The organism is Xanthomonas massiliensis, from assembly GCF_900018785.1.
GTDB lineage: Bacteria > Pseudomonadota > Gammaproteobacteria > Xanthomonadales > Xanthomonadaceae > Xanthomonas_B > Xanthomonas_B massiliensis.
This window is the reverse complement of record NZ_FCOY01000002.1, coordinates 256,878-276,411: the sequence shown is the minus strand read 5'-3', so window position 1 is coordinate 276,411 and position 19,534 is coordinate 256,878. Positions and strand designations below refer to the sequence as shown.

Here is a 19,534-nt window from a genome sequence, read left to right as displayed (position 1 = left end):
CGGCTAAGATGGGCGGCTCACTTCGGCAAAGATCTTCGGATCGGACGCCGGGCCGGAAAGACCTCGAAAGAGGTGTTGACGGAAAGAAAAAGTCCGCTAGAATGGGCGGCTCACTTCGGCGGAAACGCCGGGTGCGAAGGAAGAGGCGCTGAGGCCGATTCCAAGGTTCTTTGAAAGTATGCGCAGGTAACTTGTGCGGACGCCTGCAGGAAGGATGACTGTCCATCTTGCAGACGTTTGGAATCAAGCAACAAGTCAATTGCTTTGCAAGCGATACGTTGCCGGGTTCGAACTTCTGCAGCTAAAGCTTTTGCCTTCGGGCATGCAGTTTTAAGTGAAGAGTTTGATCCTGGCTCAGAGTGAACGCTGGCGGCAGGCCTAACACATGCAAGTCGAACGGCAGCACAGGAGAGCTTGCTCTCTGGGTGGCGAGTGGCGGACGGGTGAGGAATACATCGGAATCTGCCCAGTCGTGGGGGATAACGTAGGGAAACTTACGCTAATACCGCATACGACCTACGGGTGAAAGCAGGGGATCTTCGGACCTTGCGCGATTGGATGAGCCGATGTCGGATTAGCTAGTTGGCGGGGTAAAGGCCCACCAAGGCGACGATCCGTAGCTGGTCTGAGAGGATGATCAGCCACACTGGAACTGAGACACGGTCCAGACTCCTACGGGAGGCAGCAGTGGGGAATATTGGACAATGGGCGCAAGCCTGATCCAGCCATGCCGCGTGGGTGAAGAAGGCCTTCGGGTTGTAAAGCCCTTTTGTTGGGAAAGAAAAGCAGCCGGCCAATACCCGGTTGTTCTGACGGTACCCAAAGAATAAGCACCGGCTAACTTCGTGCCAGCAGCCGCGGTAATACGAAGGGTGCAAGCGTTACTCGGAATTACTGGGCGTAAAGCGTGCGTAGGTGGTGGTTTAAGTCCGTTGTGAAAGCCCTGGGCTCAACCTGGGAATTGCAGTGGATACTGGATCACTAGAGTGTGGTAGAGGGTAGTGGAATTCCCGGTGTAGCAGTGAAATGCGTAGAGATCGGGAGGAACACCAGTGGCGAAGGCGACTACCTGGACCAACACTGACACTGAGGCACGAAAGCGTGGGGAGCAAACAGGATTAGATACCCTGGTAGTCCACGCCCTAAACGATGCGAACTGGATGTTGGGTGCACTTTGGCACGCAGTATCGAAGCTAACGCGTTAAGTTCGCCGCCTGGGGAGTACGGTCGCAAGACTGAAACTCAAAGGAATTGACGGGGGCCCGCACAAGCGGTGGAGTATGTGGTTTAATTCGATGCAACGCGAAGAACCTTACCTGGTCTTGACATCCACGGAACTTTCCAGAGATGGATTGGTGCCTTCGGGAACCGTGAGACAGGTGCTGCATGGCTGTCGTCAGCTCGTGTCGTGAGATGTTGGGTTAAGTCCCGCAACGAGCGCAACCCTTGTCCTTAGTTGCCAGCACGTAATGGTGGGAACTCTAAGGAGACCGCCGGTGACAAACCGGAGGAAGGTGGGGATGACGTCAAGTCATCATGGCCCTTACGACCAGGGCTACACACGTACTACAATGGTAGGGACAGAGGGCTGCAATCCCGCGAGGGTGAGCCAATCCCAGAAACCCTATCTCAGTCCGGATTGGAGTCTGCAACTCGACTCCATGAAGTCGGAATCGCTAGTAATCGCAGATCAGCATTGCTGCGGTGAATACGTTCCCGGGCCTTGTACACACCGCCCGTCACACCATGGGAGTCTGTTGCACCAGAAGCAGGTAGCTTAACCTTCGGGAGGGCGCTTGCCACGGTGTGGCCGATGACTGGGGTGAAGTCGTAACAAGGTAGCCGTATCGGAAGGTGCGGCTGGATCACCTCCTTTTGAGCAAGGCAGCATCGTCTTGCAGACGTCCGCACAAGTAACCTGCATTCAGAGTTCCCCGCGAAATGAAACACGGGGCCATAGCTCAGCTGGGAGAGCACCTGCTTTGCAAGCAGGGGGTCGTCGGTTCGATCCCGACTGGCTCCACCAGGGTGAGTAGACTTTTGGGTCTGTAGCTCAGGTGGTTAGAGCGCACCCCTGATAAGGGTGAGGTCGGTGGTTCGAGTCCTCCCAGACCCACCACTCTGAATGACAAGCGCATACGAAGAATCTATTCGTTCCGACGTTGAGGTCGGTTCGAGTTCTTTAATAACTTGTGACGTAGCGAGCGTTTGAGATAACTATCTTGACGTGTCGTTTGAGGCTAAGGCGGGGACGAAAGTCCCTGAAAATTGAGTCGTTGTATTTGCGTCCAGGCTTTGTACCCCTGGACCGAGTATGGCTCCGAGGCGACTTGGGGTTATATGGTCAAGCGAATAAGCGCACACGGTGGATGCCTTGGCGGTCAGAGGCGATGAAGGACGTGGCAGCCTGCGAAAAGCGTCGGGGAGCTGGCAACAAGCTTTGATCCGGCGATGTCCGAATGGGGAAACCCACTGCTTCGGCAGTATCCTGCAGTGAATACATAGCTGCTGGAGGCGAACCTGGTGAACTGAAATATCTAAGTAACCAGAGGAAAAGAAATCAACCGAGATTCCCTGAGTAGCGACGAGCGAACGGGGACTAGCCCTTAAGCTGGTATGGTTTTAGAAAAACAGTCTGGAAAGGCTGGCCATAGAAGGTGATAGCCCTGTATTTGAAAGGGCCATACCAGTGAAGACGAGTAGGGCGGGGCACGTGAAACCCTGTCTGAACATGGGGGGACCATCCTCCAAGGCTAAATACTCCTGACCGACCGATAGTGAACCAGTACCGTGAGGGAAAGGCGAAAAGAACCCCGGAGAGGGGAGTGAAATAGATCCTGAAACCGTGTGCGTACAAGCAGTAGGAGCCCTTCGGGGTGACTGCGTACCTTTTGTATAATGGGTCAGCGACTTACTGTTCGTGGCAAGCTTAACCGTATAGGGGAGGCGAAGGGAAACCGAGTCTGAAAAGGGCGCATAGTCGCGGGCAGTAGACCCGAAACCGGGTGATCTAGTCATGCCCAGGGTGAAGGTACCGTAACAGGTACTGGAGGCCCGAACCCACTCCCGTTGCAAAGGTAGGGGATGAGGTGTGATTAGGAGTGAAAAGCTAATCGAACCCGGAGATAGCTGGTTCTCCTCGAAAGCTATTTAGGTAGCGCCTCATATGTATCCTCTCGGGGGTAGAGCACTGTTATGGCTAGGGGGTCATCGCGACTTACCAAACCATTGCAAACTCCGAATACCGAGACGGACTGTATGGGAGACACACGGCGGGTGCTAACGTCCGTCGTGAAAAGGGAAACAACCCAGACCCACAGCTAAGGTCCCAAATTCACTGCTAAGTGGAAAACCATGTGGAAAGGCACAGACAGCCAGGAGGTTGGCTTAGAAGCAGCCACCCTTTAAAGAAAGCGTAATAGCTCACTGGTCGAGTCGGTCTGCGGGGAAGATTTAACGGGGCTAAGCAGTGAACCGAAGCTTGGGGTGCATACTTTGTATGCGCGGTAGAGGAGCGTTCCGTAAGCCTGCGAAGGTGGCTTGAGAAGGCTGCTGGAGGTATCGGAAGTGCGAATGCTGACATGAGTAACGACAATGCGGGTGAAAAACCCGCACGCCGAAAGCCCAAGGTTTCCTTGCGCAACGTTAATCGGCGCAGGGTGAGTCGGCCCCTAAGGCGAGGCAGAAATGCGTAGTCGATGGGAAGCAGGTTAATATTCCTGCACCTCGCGTGAGTGCGATGGAGGGACGGAGAAGGTTAGGTGTACCGGGCGTTGGTTGTCCCGGGGAAAGGCGGTAGGTTTGGATCTTTGGCAAATCCGGGATCCTTTAAGACCGAGCACCGAGACGAGCCCTTTAGGGCGAAGTCACTGATACCACGCTTCCAGGAAAAGCTCCTAAGCTTCAGCTCACGCAGACCGTACCGTAAACCGACACAGGTGGGTAGGATGAGAATTCTCAGGCGCTTGAGAGAACTCGGGTGAAGGAACTAGGCAACATGGCACCGTAACTTCGGGAGAAGGTGCGCCATTGCCGGTGGCCCATGCGGGCTATAGCTGGCGATGGCCGAAGTGACCAGGCCGCTGCGACTGTTTATCAAAAACACAGCACTCTGCAAACACGAAAGTGGACGTATAGGGTGTGACGCCTGCCCGGTGCTGGAAGGTTAAGTGATGGGGTCAGCCGCAAGGCGAAGCTCTTGATCGAAGCCCCAGTAAACGGCGGCCGTAACTATAACGGTCCTAAGGTAGCGAAATTCCTTGTCGGGTAAGTTCCGACCTGCACGAATGGCGTAACGACAGCGGCGCTGTCTCCACCCGAGACTCAGTGAAATTGAAATCGCTGTGAAGATGCAGCGTTCCCGTGGCAAGACGGAAAGACCCCGTGAACCTTTACTATAGCTTTACACTGAACGTTGAGTTCGTCTGTGTAGGATAGGTGGGAGGCTATGAAACCGAGGCGCTAGCTTCGGTGGAGCCATCCTTGAAATACCACCCTGATGTGCTTGACGTTCTAACCTCGGTCCGTAATCCGGATCAGGGACCGTGTATGGTGGGTAGTTTGACTGGGGCGGTCTCCTCCTAAAGAGTAACGGAGGAGCTCGAAGGTACGCTCAGCGCGGTCGGACATCGCGCACTGTGTGCAAAGGCATAAGCGTGCTTGACTGCGAGATCGACGGATCAAGCAGGTACGAAAGTAGGACTTAGTGATCCGGTGGTTCTGTATGGAAGGGCCATCGCTCAACGGATAAAAGGTACTCCGGGGATAACAGGCTGATACCGCCCAAGAGTTCATATCGACGGCGGTGTTTGGCACCTCGATGTCGGCTCATCACATCCTGGGGCTGTAGTCGGTCCCAAGGGTATGGCTGTTCGCCATTTAAAGTGGTACGCGAGCTGGGTTCAGAACGTCGTGAGACAGTTCGGTCCCTATCTGCCATGGGCGTTGGAGATTTGAGAGGGGCTGCTCCTAGTACGAGAGGACCGGAGTGGACGAACCTCTGGTGTTCCGGTTGTCATGCCAATGGCATTGCCGGGTAGCTATGTTCGGAAGCGATAACCGCTGAAAGCATCTAAGCGGGAAGCGCGCCTCAAGATGAGATCTCCCGGGGCTCAAGCCCCCTAAAGGAACCATGTAGACTACGTGGTTGATAGGTCAGGTGTGTAAGCGCAGCAATGCGTTGAGCTAACTGATACTAATGATCCGTGCGGCTTGACCATATAACCTCAAGTGGCCTTGGACTCTGACGACGCGTCAAAGTCATCCAAGCCTCCTACGTCACAAGTCCCAATGCGAGACGGTGCGGTACGTATGCAAATCCATACGCGCCAGCACGCTCCAACCGTCTCCCTGGTGAAATTAGCGCTGTGGCACCACCCGATCCCATCCCGAACTCGGAAGTGAAACGCAGCCGCGCCGATGGTAGTGTGGGTTTCCCATGCGAGAGTAGGTCATCGCCAGGGTCTTATCCGAACCCCGTCCTTGCAAAAGGGCGGGGTTCTTCTTTGCGCGCGATTTGTTCGTGCGCGGCTTGGTGCCCTTGGCCGGGTGGCCCGCTACGCCTCGGCCGATGCCGCCAGCGCCTCCACCAGGTAGTCGATGAAACTGCGCACCTTCGGTGCCAGGTGGCTGCGGCTGGCATAGACCGCGTACAGCCCGATCGGCGCTACCTGCCACTGCGGCAGCACCGGCACCAGTGCCCCCGACGCCAGCGCCGGGCCCACCACGAACTGCGGCTGCAGCACGATCCCCAGCCCACTGCAGGCCGCCTCCCGCAACACCTCCCCGTTGTTGGCGCGCAGGCCCCCGGACACGGCCACCGTCGCCTCCCCGCCCGGGCCCTGCAGCTGCCACGTCTCCCCGCCGCTCCAGTAGCTGTAGGTCAGGCAGGCATGGCGCGACAGGTCAGAAGGCACCTGCGGCGTCCCCGCCCGCGCAAGGTAGCCCGGCGCCGCGCACAGCAGGACCGGCACCTGCGCCAGCTTGCGCGCGATCAGCGACGGCGATGGCTGGCGAGTGATGCGCAGCGCCACGTCGTAGCCTTCTTCCACGATGTCCACCAGGCGATCGCCCAGGGTCAGGTCCAGCTTCACCTGCGGATAGCGCGCGTGGTAACCCGCCAGCAGCGGGCCCAGGCGCGCGATGCCGAAGCTCACCGGCGCGTTGATCCGCAGCACCCCCGCCGGCGCCAGCGCCTGCGCCCCCACCGCCGCCTCCAGCTCCGCCAGCTCCCCCAGCAGCTCCACCGCACGCTGGTAATACCCCGATCCCGCACTGCTCAGGCCTACGCGACGCGTCGTGCGGGTGTTTTGCGAGACAACGACGCGCGATGCGTGGTTGGTGCGAGATCGGCACCCATGAAGGCCGCCAGCCGCCAGCCGCCAGCCGCCAGCCGCCAGCTGATGGCTGATGACTGATGACTGATGGTTGTGGCTTATGGCTGCCAGATGCCTGGCAGGCCATGCAGCAGCCGTTTGCCCATTCTCGCGTCGGCTGCAAGGGCATCCCCGCGGCGGCGTGCTCGCCTATCATGGGCGGCCATGCGCGCCCACATCCTCACCCTGTCCTGTCCCGACCGTACCGGGATCGTCTTCCACGTGTCCGGGCTGCTGTTCGAATCCGGCTGCAACATCGTCGATGCCCAGCAGTACGGCGATGCCGAGAGCGGGCGCTTCTTCCTGCGCGTGCATTTCGACGCGCCGGAGACGGCGGACCTGGCCGTGCTGCAGGGACGCCTGGAAGTGCTGGCCGTCGACTACGCCATGCAGTGGCAACTGCACGACGCCGGTCGCCGGGCGCGGCTGATGGTGCTGGTCAGCCGCCAGGGCCATTGCCTGAACGACCTGCTGTTCCGGGCCCACAGCAAGCAGCTGGACGTGGACATCGCCGCGGTGGTGTCCAACCACGCCGATTTCGCCGGGCTGGCCGCGTCCTATGGGGTGCCGTTCCATTGCCTGCCGGTGGACGCGGCCAACCGCGCCGAGCAGGAGGCCGCGCTGCTGGCCCTGGTCGAGCGCGAGCGCGTCGATCTGGTGGTGCTGGCGCGCTACATGCAGATCCTCTCCACCGGCCTGTGCGAGGCCCTGGCCGGACGGGCGATCAACATCCACCACAGCTTCCTGCCGAGCTTCAAGGGCGCCCGCCCGTACCACCAGGCCTACGCGCGCGGGGTCAAGATCATTGGCGCGACCGCGCACTACGTGACCTCGGACCTCGACGAGGGCCCGATCATCGAGCAGGACGTGGCCCGCGTGGACCACGCGATGACGCCCGAGGACCTGGTGCGGCTGGGCAGCGACATCGAGTCGCTGGTGCTGGCGCGGGCAGTGCGGCGGCACGTGGAGCACCGCATCCTGCTCAACGGCCATCGCACCGTGGTATTCCGCTGAACCCGTGCCGGCTGCACGGCCGGGCATGTCACTTCCGGGACAGGGCGGGGTCACGCGGATCTGCTAAGGTCCGCGCGTCCTCCGCCGCCGAGACCGCCGTGATGCCTTCCATCGCCTCGCCTTCCCGCGCCCTGCCGCTGCTGCTGTGCGCATTGCTCGCCGCCTGCGGTTCGCTTCCGGTCGCCGACACCGGGCCGGCCGCCGCACCGGCCGACGGTGCCCGTGCCCGCATCGCCATCCTGGAGACGACGGACGTGCACTCCAACATCCTCAGCTACGACTACTACAAGCTGCGCGAGGACGATTCGCTGGGCTACGAGCGCCTGGCCACGCTGATCCGCCAGGCCCGGCAGGAATTCCCGGACAGCTTCCTGTTCGACGACGGCGACACCATCCAGGGCAGCGTGCTGGCCGACTACCAGGCCAAGGTGAAGCCGGTGGCCTGCGACGAGACGCTGGCCATCTACAAGGCGATGAATGCGCTGGGCTACGACGGCGGCACCGCCGGCAACCACGAGTTCAACTACGGCCTGGGCTTCCTGTCGCAGGTGACCGGCACGCCGATGAACGTGGAAGGCAGCGTCAGCGAGAAGTGCGCCGGCCCGGATTTCCCGCTGGTGCTGAGCAACGTGTTCTCGGCGCGCGACGGCCAGCCGATCTTCAAGCCGTGGACCATCGTCAGCAAGCCGGTCACGGTGACCGACGCCGACGGGCACCGCCGCCAGGTGCCGCTGCGCGTGGCGATCATCGGCTTCACCCCGCCGCCGATCATGGAGTGGGACAAGCAGAACCTGGAGGGCAAGGTGACGGTGAGCGGCGTCGTGGAAGCGGCGCAGCGCTACCTGCCGCAGATCCAGGCGCAGCATCCGGACCTGGTGGTCGGCATCCTGCACGGCGGGCTCAACCCGGCGCCGTACACCCCGGACATGGAGAACGCCGGCTGGCACCTGGCCGGGGTGCTAGGCATCGACGTGGTGCTGCTGGGGCATTCGCACACCGAGTTCCCGGGGCCGCGCTTTGCCGGCATGCCCGAGGTCGACGACGAGCGCGGCTTCGTGCGCGGCAAGCCGGCGGTGATGGGCGGCTTCTTCGGCAAGGACCTGGGCGTGATCGACCTGGCGCTGGTGCGCCGCGACGGCCGCTGGACCATCGACAAGGACGACACGCGCAGCCAGGTACGCCCGATCTGCAAGGGCAAGGACGACTGCGTGCCGCCCGATCCGGCCATCGCGCCGCTGGTGGCGCAGGCGCACCGGGCCGCGCTGGACTACGTGAACACGCCGATCGGCACGAGCACGGTGCATTTCTCCAGCTACTTCGCCGACGAGGGCAACAGCACCGCGCTGGCCGTGGTCAACGCCGCGCAGCGCGCCTACGTGCAGAGCGAGCTGCCGCGCATGCACCCGGAACTGGCCAGCGTGCCGGTGCTGTCGGCGGCCGCGCCGTTCCGTACCGGCTTCGGCGGCCCGGACGACTACACCGACGTGCCGGCCGGGCCGCTGACCCTGCGCAGCGCCGCCGACCTGTACTTTTATCCCAACACGCTGGCGGCGGTGGAGACCGATGGCGCCGGGGTGAAGGCCTGGCTGGAGAAGTCGGCCGAGCGCTACAACACGCTCGATCCGCACCGGTCCGGCGAGCAGGCGCTGATCAACGAGAAGTACGTCGGCTACAACGTCGACCAGATCCAGGGCGGGCTGCATTACGTCATCGACCTGGCCAGGCCGGCCGGCCAGCGCATCACCGCGCTGACCTTCAACGGCAAGCCGGTGGACCCGAAGCAGCCGTTCATCGTCGCCACCAACAACTACCGCGCCAACGGCGGCGGCAATTTCCCGGGCCTGGACGGCAAGAACGTGGTCCTGGCCGCGCCCGACGGCACCCGCGAGATCCTCGCCGACTGGCTGCGCACCAAGGGCACGGTGAACGCCGGCGACCTGGAACCGACCTCCTGGCGCTTCGCCCCGCTGCGGGTGGCCGGCCCGGTGACCTTCAAGTGCGCGGCCGGCAAGGAGGCCGTCGCCCACGAGGCCGGCCTGGCCAACGTGCGCCAGCTGCACGACAACGGCGACGGCACCGCGACCTGCGCGATCGACCTGGCGCGCTGAGCCGCCGCTTCAGCCGGCACCGGCGTTTACCGCCGGTGCCGGCGCGGCAAGCACGTCCCGGCGCAGCAGCGCCTCCAGCCAGTCGGCGAACACGCGCACGCGCCGCGAGAGGTGGCGCCGGTGCGGGTACAGCAGGGTCATCGGCAGCGCCGCCGCGCGCCAGCGCGGCATGACTTCCACCAGGGTGCCGGCACGCAGCGCGTCGCGCACGTCGTAGGCCGGCACCTGGATCATGCCGAGCCCGGCCAGGCAGCAGGCGAGGTAGGCCTCGGCGCTGTTGACCGTGACCTGCGCGGGCGGCGTGCAGCCGTGCACCTGCCCGTCCTCGATCCATTCCCAAGGCTCGACCCGGCCGCTGCCGGGCGAGGCGTAGCGCACGACGAAATGGCCTTCCAGTGCATGCGGCGAAGCGGGCGTGCCGTGGCGCTGCAGGTAGCCCGCGCTGGCGACGTTGACCAGCGGCAGCTCGCCCAGCGGACGCGCGACCAGGCCCGAATCGCCGAGCGGGCCCACGCGCAGAGCGCAGTCCACGCCGGCCTCGACCAGGTCGATCGGCCGGTCGCCGACCCCCAGCTCCAGTTCCAGCGCCGGGTGCCGGGCCAGGAACTCCGGCAGTGCCGGGGCCACCACCAGGCGGCCGATGCGCCCGGGCAGGTCCACGCGCAGGCGCCCGGCCAGCTGTTCCGGTCCCTGCCGGAACAGGCCCTCGACTTCCTCCACGTCGGCGACCAGGCGCAGGCAGCGGGCATGGAAGGCCTCGCCGTCCGGCGTGGGCGCGACGCGGCGCGTGGTCCGGTGCAGCAGGCGGGTGCCGAGCCGATCCTCCAGCTCGCGCACCGCGGCCGAGACGGTCGAGCGCGGCAGGCCGAGCTGGTCGGCGGCGCGGGTGAAGCTGGCGCAGTCCACCACGCGGGCGTAGATGCGGAACAGGTCGATGCGGTCCATGCCGCGATTGTCCTCGAATTCCGACCAGTGTTGTCCGGGACGAGGGCTTTATCCGGAAATTCGCGACGCCTATCGTCCGGGTTCCCCCGAAGCGGAGACAGCGACATGACCGATCACAGCCTGCGCGGCAAGCGCGTGCTCATCGCCGGCGGCGCCAAGAACCTCGGCGGCCTGCTCGCGCGCGACCTGGCCAGCCATGGCGCCGGTGCCATCGCCATCCACTACCACGGCGACGGCTCGCGCGCGGAGGCGGAGGCCACCGTGGCCGCGATCCGCCAGGCCGGCGCCCAGGCCTACCTCTTCCAGGCCGACCTGGGGTCCGCGGCCGCGGTGGAGACGCTGTTCGCCGACGCGGCCACCGCCATGGGCGGCATCGACATCGCCGTCAACACGGTGGGCAAGGTGCTCAAGAAGCCGATCCTGGACACCAGCGAGGCCGAGTTCGATGCCATGAGCGACGTCAACGCCAAGACCGCGTTCTTCTTCATCAAGGAGGCCGGGCGCACGCTGGCCGACAACGGCAAGGTGTGCACGCTGGTGACCTCGCTGCTGGGCGCCTACACGCCGTTCTATGCCACCTACGCCGGCACCAAGGCGGCGGTGGAACATTTCACCCGCGCCGCGTCCAAGGAGTTCGGCGAGCGCGGCATTTCGGTGACCGCCATCGGCCCGGGGCCGATGGACACGCCGTTCTTCTATCCGGCCGAGGGCGCCGACGCGGTCGCCTACCACCGGACGGCGGCCGCGCTGTCGGCCTTCTCCAGGACCGGGTTGACCGACATCGCCGACATCGTGCCGTGGATCCGCTTCATGGTCACCGACGGCTGGTGGATGACCGGACAGACCATCCTGGTCAACGGCGGCTACACCACCAAGTGATTGCGCAGCGCCGCGCCGCGATCGTGCGAGGATGGCGCGGGACGTCCGGAGGAGGAGTGCGATGCACGTGCTGGCGGTGATCGTGGGCGGCGGGCTGCTGCTGGCGGTGTTCCTGCTGTTCGGCTGGCACTGGAGCGGCGGCGCGCCGGCGACCCGGGCGCTGGCGGCGTGGGTGTTCGTCCCGGTGTGGCTGGTGGTGACCCTGGTCAACCTGTGGGTGGGTGTGGCGCGGGCCGGCTACCCGCTGCGCGGCGAGCTGCCGATCCTGCTGCTGGTGTTCGCGCTGCCCGCGCTGGCGGCGGCGGGGCTGGCCTGGCGCCTGGGACGGTGACGCCGTGACCGCACAGGAGGCGCACGACCCCGGCGCGGCCACGCATCCGCTGCTGCGGCGCCGCGACGGCCACCATGCCCGGGTGACCTACGAGGAGCTGTTCTTCGACCTGGTCTACGTATTCGCCGTGACCCAGCTGAGCCACGGCCTGCTGCACCACCTGGACGCGGTCGGCGCGGTGCAGACGCTGGTGCTGTGGTTCGCGGTCTGGCTGGGCTGGCAGTACACGTGCTGGATGACCAACTGGTTCGATCCGCAGGTGCCGCGCGTGCGCGGCCTGCTGTTCGCCACGATGCTGGCGGCCCTGTTGATGGCGGCCGCCATTCCCGGCGCGTTCGCCGGCCACGGCCTGGTCTTCGCCGGCGCCTACGTCGCCCTGCAGGCCGGGCGCACCGCGTGGCTGCTGCATGCGCTGGGCCCGCGCCACGCGCTGTCGTCCAACTACCGGCGCATGCTGGTCTGGCTGTGCATCGCCGCGGTGTTCTGGCTGGCCGGGGCGTTGCAGCCGCCCGCTCCGCGCCTGGCGCTGTGGGCGATCGCCGCGGCCTGCGAGTACGTCTCGCCGATGTTCGGTTTCGCGTTGCCCGGGCTGGGCCGCTCGCATACCCGCGAATGGACCATCGAGGGCGGCCACCTGGCCGAGCGCTGCCAGCTGTTCGTGATCGTCGCGCTCGGCGAGACCCTGCTCGCCAGCGGCGCCACCCTGGCGGAGGAGGCGCACTGGCACCCGGCGACGCTGTCGGCGCTGCTGGCCACCTTCCTGGGCACCCTGGCGATGTGGTGGCTGTACTTCGGCATCTCCAGCGAGGATGCCACCCGCACCATCACCCGCTCCGACGACCCGGGCCGGAGCGGCGCCCGGTTCCACTACGTCCACGCGGTGCTGGTGGCCGGGATCATCGCCACCGCGGTCGGCAACGACCTGGTCATGGAGGCCCCGCACGGCCCGCTCGGCCTGGCCGCCGAGGCGGCGCTGGCGCTGGGTCCGGCGCTGTACCTGCTCGGTTCGCTGGTCTACAAGCGCGTGGTGTACGGCGTGGTGCCGCGCTCGCACCTGGCCGGGGTGGTGGCGCTGGGGCTGCTGTTCCTGGCCGGGCCGTGGCTGGACCGCCTGTGGCTGGCCTGGCTGAGCACGGTGGTGCTGCTCGTCGTCGGCACCTGGGAACACCGCGTCCACCGGCACTGCCGCTGAGCCGCCTTTCCGCGGCCCGCTTCGGTCCGCCCGTTCAGTCCACCCGCACGATGTCCAGCGCCTTCGGGTTGCGCCAGCGCGCCAGCAGTTCGCGGCCGCGCTGGCGCGCGCGCGCGATGTGGGCGTGCTTGACGTGGCCGTAGCCGCGGATGTGCTCGGGCACGCTGGCGATCTCCACCGCCAGGCGCAGGCGCGCGGCGTCCAGGCCGGCCAGCAGCTCGTCCAGCAGCGCCGCGTAGTCCTCGACCAGCTGGCGTTCCTCGCGCCGCTCGGCGGTGCGGCCGAACGGATCGAAGGCGGTGCCGCGCAAGAACTTCAGCTTCGCCAGCCAGCCGAACGCGGTGAGCACCCACGGGCCGTATTCCCGTTTCAGCAGCCGGCCGTGCGCGTCCTTCTTCGCCAGCAGCGGCGGGGCGAGGTGGAAGTGCAGGCGGAAATCGCCCTCGAACTGCTCGCGCAGCTGGCGCAGGAACGGGCCGCGGGTGTACAGCCGCGCGACCTCGTACTCGTCCTTGTAGGCCATCAGCTTGGCGAGGTTGCGCGCCACCGCCTCGGTCAGCGCGGTGGAGCCGGGCGCCTTCAGGTTCTCGGCCGAACGCACCCGGCCGACCAGCCGCGTGTAGCGCTTGGCGTAGGCGCGATTCTGGTAGTCGGCGAGGAACGCGGCGCGGCGCGCGATCAGCTCGTCCAGCGAGCGCGACAGGCGGGCATCATCGAGCGGGTCGAAGTCCGCGTGCGCGTCCTCGTCGGGCAGGCCGCGCAGTTCGCTGTCGTTGGCCCCGGCGCGCGGCGCGCTCGGGCTGCCGGCCTCGCTGCCTTCCCACTGCCGCGGCGGCAGGGGCAGCAGGCCGGTGGCCACGCGCTCGGCGGCGGCAGGGGCATCGCGGGCGATGCCGGCCGCATCGAGCACGGCCGGCAGGTCGATCGCCGCCAGCCGGCCCCAGGCGAAGGCGGTCTTGTTCATCTCCACCGCGGCGCCATTGAGCTCGATGGCGCGCAGCAGCGCCTGCAGCGACACCGGCACCAGCCCCTGCTGCCAGGCGTGGCCGAGCATGAACAGGTTGGTGGCGATGGCGTCGCCGAGCAGCGCGGTGGCGATCCGGGTGGCATCGAGCAGCTGCGGGTCGCGCCCGCCCAGCGCCAGGCGCACGCCGGCGACGATCTCCGCCGCCGGGAACTGCATGTCCGGCTGGGTGGTGAAGCTGCCGGGCATCGCCTCGTAGGTGTTGAGGATCACCTGCGAGCGCTCGGGCCGGACCTTGGACAGCGCCCAGTAGTCGTTGACCACCACCATGTCGCAGCCCAGCACCAGGTCGGCCTCGCCAGCGGCGATGCGCACCGCGTGGATGTCCGCCGGCGTTCGCGCCAGGCGCACATGGGTGGTGACCGCGCCGCCCTTCTGCGCCAGCCCGGTCTGGTCGAGCACGGTGGCGCCCTTGCCCTCCAGGTGCCCGGCCATGCCCAGCAGCGCGCCGATGGTGACCACGCCGGTGCCGCCGACGCCGGTGATCAGGATGTTCCAGGGCCGTGCCAGGTCGCCGCGGAACGCCGGTGCCGGCAGGTCCGCCAGGCGCGCGGCCGCGTCCACGCGCCGGCCCTTGCGCGGCGTGCCGCCCACCACGGTGACGAAGCTCGGGCAGAATCCCTCCACGCACGAGAAATCCTTGTTGCACGCGGACTGGTCGATGGCGCGCTTGCGCCCGTACTCGGTGTCCTTGGGCAGCACCGAGACGCAGAAACTCTTCTCGCCGCAATCGCCGCAGCCCTCGCACACCAGCGAGTTGACCACCGCGCGCCTGGCCGGGTCGGCCAGCTTGCCGCGCTTGCGCCGGCGCCGCTTCTCGGTGGCGCAGGTCTGGTCGTAGATCAGGATCGAGACCCCCCCGACCTCGCGCAGGCGCTTCTGCACCGCGTCCAGTTCGCGCCGGTCGAAGAACTGCACGCCGGCCGGGAACAGGGCCGGGTCGTTCCACTTGCCGATGTCGTCGCTGACCACGACGATCGTGTCGATGCCCTCGGCGCGCATCTGCCGGGCGATGCCGGGCACGGTCGGCGCGCCTTCCACCGGCTGGCCGCCGGTCATCGCCACCGCGTCGTTGTAGAGGATCTTGTAGGTGATGTTGACCCCGGCGGCGACCGACTGGCGGATCGCCAGCGTGCCGCTGTGGAAATAGGTGCCGTCGCCCAGGTTCTGGAACACGTGCGGCGTGGCGGTGAACGGCGCCTGCCCGGCCCACGGCACGCCTTCCCCGCCCATTTGGGTGAAGGTGTCGGTGTGGCGGCCCATCCAGGTGACCATGTAGTGGCAGCCGATGCCGGCCATCGCGCGGCTGCCGTCCGGCACCACCGTGGAGGTGTTGTGCGGGCAGCCGGAGCAGTAGTGCGGCACGCGCGGAAACATGGCACGAGGACGGGCCATCTGCGCTTCCTTCTCGTCCATCCAGCGCAGCCGCTGCTCGATGGATTCGGTGCCGGCCGCGCCGGGCGCGCGTTGCAGCAGGCGCAGGATGCGCCGGCCGATGACGCCGGCGATGGTGGCCGGGGTCAGCTCGCCGGTGGACGGCAGGATCCACTCGCCGGCCTCGTCGTACTTGCCGACGATGCTCGGCCGCGCGCCCCAGGCCGCCGGCCAGTTGTAGAACTGCTCCTTCATCTGCGCCTCGATGAAGGCCTTCTTCTCCTCGACCACGACGATGTCGCCGAGCCCGCGCGCGAACGCGGCGATGCCCTGCGGTTCCAGCGGCCAGCTCATGCCGACCTTGTACACGCGGATGCCGATGTCGCGGCAGGCGGTTTCGTCCAGGCCCAGGTATTCCAGCGCCTGCAGCACGTCCAGGTAGCTCTTGCCGGTGGTGACGATGCCCAGCCGCGCGTGCGGCGAATCGAGCACGGTGCGGTCGATGCCGTTGGCGCGCGCGAACGCCTGCGCGGCCTTCACCGCGTAGCGGTGCAGGCGCATCTCCTGGTCCAGCGGCGGGTCGGGCCAGCGGATGTTGAGCCCGCCCGGCGGCAGCTCGAAATCCTCGGGAATGACGATGCTGCGCGCGAACGGATCCACGTCCACCGAGGCCGAGGATTCCACCGTCTCGGCGATCGTCTTGAAGCCGATCCAGCGCCCGGTATAGCGGCTCATCGCCCAGCCGAGCAGGCCCAGGTCGAGCACGTCCTGCACCCCGGACGGATTGAGCACCGGCATCATCGCGCTGACGAATTCCTCCTCGCTGCCGTGCGGCAGGGTGGAGCTGCGGCAGGCGTGGTCGTCGGCGGCCAGCGCCAGCACCCCGCCCAGGCGCGAGGTGCCGGCGGCGTTGGCGTGCTTGAACACGTCGCCGCTGCGGTCCACGCCCGGCCCCTTGCCGTACCACATGCCGTACACGCCCTCGACGGTGGCACCCGGGAACAGGTTGACCTGCTGGGTGCCCCACACCATGGTCGCGGCCAGGTCCTCGTTGAGGCCCGGCTGGAACCTCACCCCGGCGGCGGCCAGGTGCTTGCCGGCCCGCCACAGTTCCAGGTCGAACCCGCCCAGCGGACTGCCGCGGTAGCCGGAGACGAAGCCGGCCGTATTCAAGCCGGCCGCCTGGTCGCGCAGGCGCTGCATCAGCGGCAGCCGCACCAGCGCCTGCACGCCGCTCAGGTAGATGCGGCCTTCGTGGCGGCTGTACTTGTGGTCGAGGGTGTAGTCGGGATCTGCCAGGGGCCGCGATACGGGAGAAACGGGCGGCAGGGCGGTTTCGGCGTGGCGGGACATGGCGGGCCGATAGTGCGGCGGGCATCAGGCAGGGCCCGGGAGGCGCGAGTGTACCAGCGCGCTTTTTTCGGCTGCGGGCATTCCCGGCGGCCGCCGACACCGATTAGCATGCGGCGTTGCTTGCTGTCACAAAGGGGAAAGCGGGATGTGCCGTGCATTGCGTGTCTGCCTGTGGGTGGTGGCCTTGTCGTTCGTGGGCGTGCCCCTGGCGCAGGCGCAACGCGTGCCCGCGCCCAAAGAGTTCTATTTCGACGAGGACCGCGGCACCGCGCGCGCGGTGGAGGTCGTGCCCGGGGGCGGCGACGAGATGGTCGACAAGCTGGCCGCGATGCTGCAGCGCAACGACAGCCGCGCGCCGGAGATCCGGGCGCAGCTGGCCCACATCGCCTTCGCCGCCGACCGTCGCGACCTGGGCGAACGGCTCTACAAGGAAACCCTGTCCTCGCGCGCCCTGAGCCCGAGCCTGCAGCGCGCCGTCGCCTGGAACTACGCCTGGGACCTGTACCACGCCGGCGACGTGCAGGGCGCGCTGGCCCAGTGGACGGCGCTGGCCAACGGCCGCCCCGCGGCGCCGGACTGGTTGCCGCCGACGCTGGCGCTGGCACTGTGGAGCGCCGGCCAGCGCGAGGACGCGGTGGCCTGGTATGCCGCGGCGGTGCGCACCTGGCCGGACCGCTGGAACGATGCGGCCAATTTCCCGCAGCTGCTGCCCGCCTGGCGCGAGGCCGACCGCGCCACGCTGGCCGAGGTGTTCGCGGCCTGGCGCGCCCAGCCGCCGGCCTGGCCCTGAGTCCGCCGCGTGCGGGGCGAGCCCCCGAATGACCACGGATAGCGGTTCCCTGGTCGGCGCGGGCATGCCCTCGCGGAGCCACGCCGGCCGGGCCCCGGCCAGGCGACGCGGCCTGGGCGGATGGCCGGCCTGGCGGGTCGTCCGACCGCCGGCCACCTTGCCGATCGTGACGTAGCCGCCGGGCACGCGCGCGTCCTGAACCGGGCGCACGAACGTGCGATCCTGACGCCCCTCCCCGCATCCGTCCGCAATGGCGTTCGAAGCCTTCGCCCTGATCCTGGCCATGCTCGCCCTGGGCATGGTGTTCGCCCGCGTCCGCGCGCTGCCGGACAACGCGGCCGACGTGCTCAACCGCCTGGTCCTGTACATCTGCCTGCCGGCGGCGGTGCTGACCTACGTGCCGCGCCTGCACGTGGACGCCGCGCTGGCGGGCCTGATCGCCACCCCGTGGATCGTCGGCGCGGTGGCCACCGGCCTGATCGCGCTGGCCACGCGCTGGCTGCGCCTGCGCCGCGACGAGCACGCCGCGCTGATCATGTGCGTGGCGCTGACCAACTCCAGCTTCATCGGCTTCCCGATGGTGCGCGCGCTGCTGGGCGACGGCGCCTTGCCCTACGCGGTGCTCTACGACCAGTTCGGCACCTTCCTGATGCTGTCCACCTACGGCATCTACGTGCTCGCCCGCTACAGCGGCGACGTGCCGCCGACCGGGCGCCAGGTCCTGTTGCGCGTGGCGCGCTTCCCGCCGCTGTGGGCGCTGGTGTTCGCCGCCACGCTGATGCCGGCGCAACCGCCGCACTGGATCGGCACCGCGCTGAAGAACCTGGCCGACATGATGCTGCCGCTGGTGATGCTCTCGGTCGGCCTGTCGCTGCAGCTGCGCCTGCCGCTGGCCGAGCTGCGCCCGCTCGGCGTGGGCCTGGCGCTGAAGCTGGTCGTGCTGCCGGCGCTGGCGCTGGCACTGTCGTATGCCTTCGGCCTGCACGGCGACGTGTTCAAGGTCAACGTGCTCGAATCGGCGATGCCGACGATGATCACCGCCGCCGCCCTGGCCATCGCCCACCGCCTCGCGCCGCGGCTGGCCGCGGCCATGGTCGGCTACAGCATCCTGCTGTCGCTGGCCACGTTGCCGGCCTGGCTGTGGCTGCTCTCGCGCCTGGCCGGGGGATGAGGCAAGATCGCCCTGCAACCGCACCGGATCAGGGAGAGAACGGCGATGCAGGGGAAATGGAGGCGCTGGCTGTGGCTGGCGGCGGCGTGGGTGTGTGCCGGCGCCTGCGCGCAGGAAGGGGGCGGCGACGCGATCGATCCGGCGCACGAGGCCTGGCGCCAGGCATTGGCGGCGCGGGCCGAACAGCTGGCCACCGGCGGCGATGCCCGCGACCAGGCCGTGGCGGCGCTGCTGGCGGCGACGAGCGGTACGCAGTCACGGCAGGTGGACGCGCGCTTGTCTGCGGCGTGGGCGCGGGCGCCGCACGATCCGCTGGTGGCGCGGCTGGTGCTGCGTGTCTGCGGGGCCGGCTGCGACACGACCGCGGCAGCCGAGACACTGGTCGCCGACGACCCGGGCAACGCGGCCAACCACCTGCAGGCCTGGCAGCTGGCGCAGGCACGCGGCGACCAGGCCGCGGCACGCCGCCACTTCGACGCGGCCGCCGCGGCCGGCCGCTACGACCCCGGCTACCTGGACGTCGGCCGGCTGCTGCGCGCGCGCCTGGACGGCGTGCCCGGCTGGACCCCGCTGCAGCGCGACCGCACCGCCACGCTGCTGATGGAGGTGGGCCTGCCGCCGCTGGTCGAGCTGGACCGCGGCTGCCGGCAGTCGCCGGCGCTGCGCGGGGACTGCCGGGCGATCCTGGCGCTGATGGCCGCCGATGGCTCCAGCCTGCTCGTGCCGCTGCTGGCCACCGCCGTCCAGCAGCGCCTGGGCGGGGACGCCGCCGCCGCACGCCGCCTGCGCTGGCTGCAGCAGCAGGCGGTGCCCCTGCTCGGGCGCATCGAGCAGGATCCGCCGGCCCTGGCCGCCTACCTGGACAGCTACCTGGACGCCGGCGAGGTCCCGGCGATGCAGGCCCTGCTGCGCACGCATGGCATCGCCGACGAGCCGCCCGGGGACTGGCATCCGCCGGAACGGGGCTGACCGGCGCCGT

Annotated in this window: 10 protein-coding genes, 2 tRNA genes, 3 rRNA genes and 1 pseudogene; 13 read left to right on the top strand and 3 right to left on the bottom strand. The window is 67.3% G+C overall.

The genetic code is table 11. The features are described 5' to 3' along the window. Window positions 1-331 precede the first annotated feature (331 nt). The 5 genes from BN3794_RS01200 to rrf all read left to right on the top strand — a co-directional run bounded on the left by BN3794_RS01200 (window position 332) and on the right by rrf (window position 5,462). Window positions 332-1,876: ribosomal RNA gene (locus BN3794_RS01200) — 16S ribosomal RNA — on the top strand. A gap of 74 nt (window positions 1,877-1,950) precedes the next feature. Next, window positions 1,951-2,026: transfer RNA gene (locus tag BN3794_RS01195), tRNA-Ala, on the top strand. 16 nt (window positions 2,027-2,042) lie between these two features. Beyond that, window positions 2,043-2,119 (top strand) — tRNA-Ile (locus tag BN3794_RS01190). Between the two features lie 223 nt (window positions 2,120-2,342). After that, a 23S ribosomal RNA gene (locus BN3794_RS01185) occupies window positions 2,343-5,219 on the top strand. Between the two features lie 129 nt (window positions 5,220-5,348). Further along, window positions 5,349-5,462: ribosomal RNA gene (gene rrf / locus BN3794_RS01180) — 5S ribosomal RNA — on the top strand. Together the 16S, 23S and 5S rRNA genes with 2 tRNA genes alongside form the textbook arrangement of a ribosomal RNA operon. A gap of 93 nt (window positions 5,463-5,555) precedes the next feature. Here rrf and BN3794_RS01175 read toward each other — a convergent pair. Next, window positions 5,556-6,302: pseudogene (locus BN3794_RS01175) on the bottom strand (substrate binding domain-containing protein); the annotation flags it as partial. Between the two features lie 237 nt (window positions 6,303-6,539). On the opposite strand from BN3794_RS01175, the gene purU reads away from it, so the two are divergent. Together purU and BN3794_RS01165 are read left to right on the top strand one after the other, a co-directional pair. Continuing rightward, on the top strand, window positions 6,540-7,388 hold the full coding sequence (gene purU, locus BN3794_RS01170; RefSeq protein WP_066092083.1) for a formyltetrahydrofolate deformylase: 849 nt from the start codon (window positions 6,540-6,542) through the stop codon (window positions 7,386-7,388). A 101-nt stretch (window positions 7,389-7,489) separates the two neighbouring features. Continuing rightward, the gene (locus BN3794_RS01165) at window positions 7,490-9,496 is read left to right on the top strand and encodes a bifunctional 2',3'-cyclic-nucleotide 2'-phosphodiesterase/3'-nucleotidase (protein ID WP_066092080.1); all 2,007 of its coding nucleotides are present in this window, start codon (window positions 7,490-7,492) and stop codon (window positions 9,494-9,496) included. 9 nt (window positions 9,497-9,505) lie between these two features. Here BN3794_RS01165 and BN3794_RS01160 read toward each other — a convergent pair whose 3' ends face one another. Then, window positions 9,506-10,441 (bottom strand): LysR family transcriptional regulator, encoded by a 936-nt coding sequence (locus BN3794_RS01160; protein ID WP_066092077.1) that lies wholly within the window; start codon window positions 10,439-10,441, stop codon window positions 9,506-9,508. A gap of 105 nt (window positions 10,442-10,546) precedes the next feature. Between BN3794_RS01160 and BN3794_RS01155 the strand changes: the two genes are divergently transcribed. The 3 genes from BN3794_RS01155 (at window position 10,547) to BN3794_RS01145 (ending at window position 12,843) form a co-directional block, all read left to right on the top strand. Continuing rightward, window positions 10,547-11,320 carry an SDR family oxidoreductase gene (locus BN3794_RS01155; RefSeq protein WP_066092074.1) on the top strand — a complete coding sequence of 258 codons (774 nt, stop codon included), beginning with the start codon at window positions 10,547-10,549 and terminating at the stop codon, window positions 11,318-11,320. A gap of 61 nt (window positions 11,321-11,381) precedes the next feature. Then, entirely contained in the window at window positions 11,382-11,651 is a 270-nt protein-coding gene (locus BN3794_RS01150) for a hypothetical protein (RefSeq protein WP_066092071.1), read from the top strand. 4 nt (window positions 11,652-11,655) lie between these two features. Next, a complete protein-coding gene (locus BN3794_RS01145; RefSeq protein WP_066092069.1) occupies window positions 11,656-12,843 on the top strand; it encodes a low temperature requirement protein A in 1,188 nt (395 codons plus the stop codon). A 34-nt stretch (window positions 12,844-12,877) separates the two neighbouring features. Here BN3794_RS01145 and BN3794_RS01140 read toward each other — a convergent pair whose 3' ends face one another. After that, window positions 12,878-16,594 (bottom strand): indolepyruvate ferredoxin oxidoreductase family protein, encoded by a 3,717-nt coding sequence (locus BN3794_RS01140; RefSeq protein ID WP_066092066.1) that lies wholly within the window; start codon window positions 16,592-16,594, stop codon window positions 12,878-12,880. A gap of 145 nt (window positions 16,595-16,739) precedes the next feature. On the opposite strand from BN3794_RS01140, the gene BN3794_RS01135 reads away from it, so the two are divergent. The 3 genes from BN3794_RS01135 to BN3794_RS01125 all read left to right on the top strand — a co-directional run bounded on the left by BN3794_RS01135 (window position 16,740) and on the right by BN3794_RS01125 (window position 19,524). After that, window positions 16,740-17,384, top strand: a complete 645-nt coding sequence (locus BN3794_RS01135) for a tetratricopeptide repeat protein (protein WP_066092064.1) — start codon at window positions 16,740-16,742, stop codon at window positions 17,382-17,384. Window positions 17,385-17,634: 250 nt separating this feature from the next. Then, window positions 17,635-18,555 (top strand): AEC family transporter, encoded by a 921-nt coding sequence (locus BN3794_RS01130; RefSeq protein WP_066092061.1) that lies wholly within the window; start codon window positions 17,635-17,637, stop codon window positions 18,553-18,555. A 45-nt stretch (window positions 18,556-18,600) separates the two neighbouring features. After that, entirely contained in the window at window positions 18,601-19,524 is a 924-nt protein-coding gene (locus tag BN3794_RS01125) for a hypothetical protein (RefSeq protein WP_066092058.1), read from the top strand. Window positions 19,525-19,534: the final 10 nt, after the last annotated feature.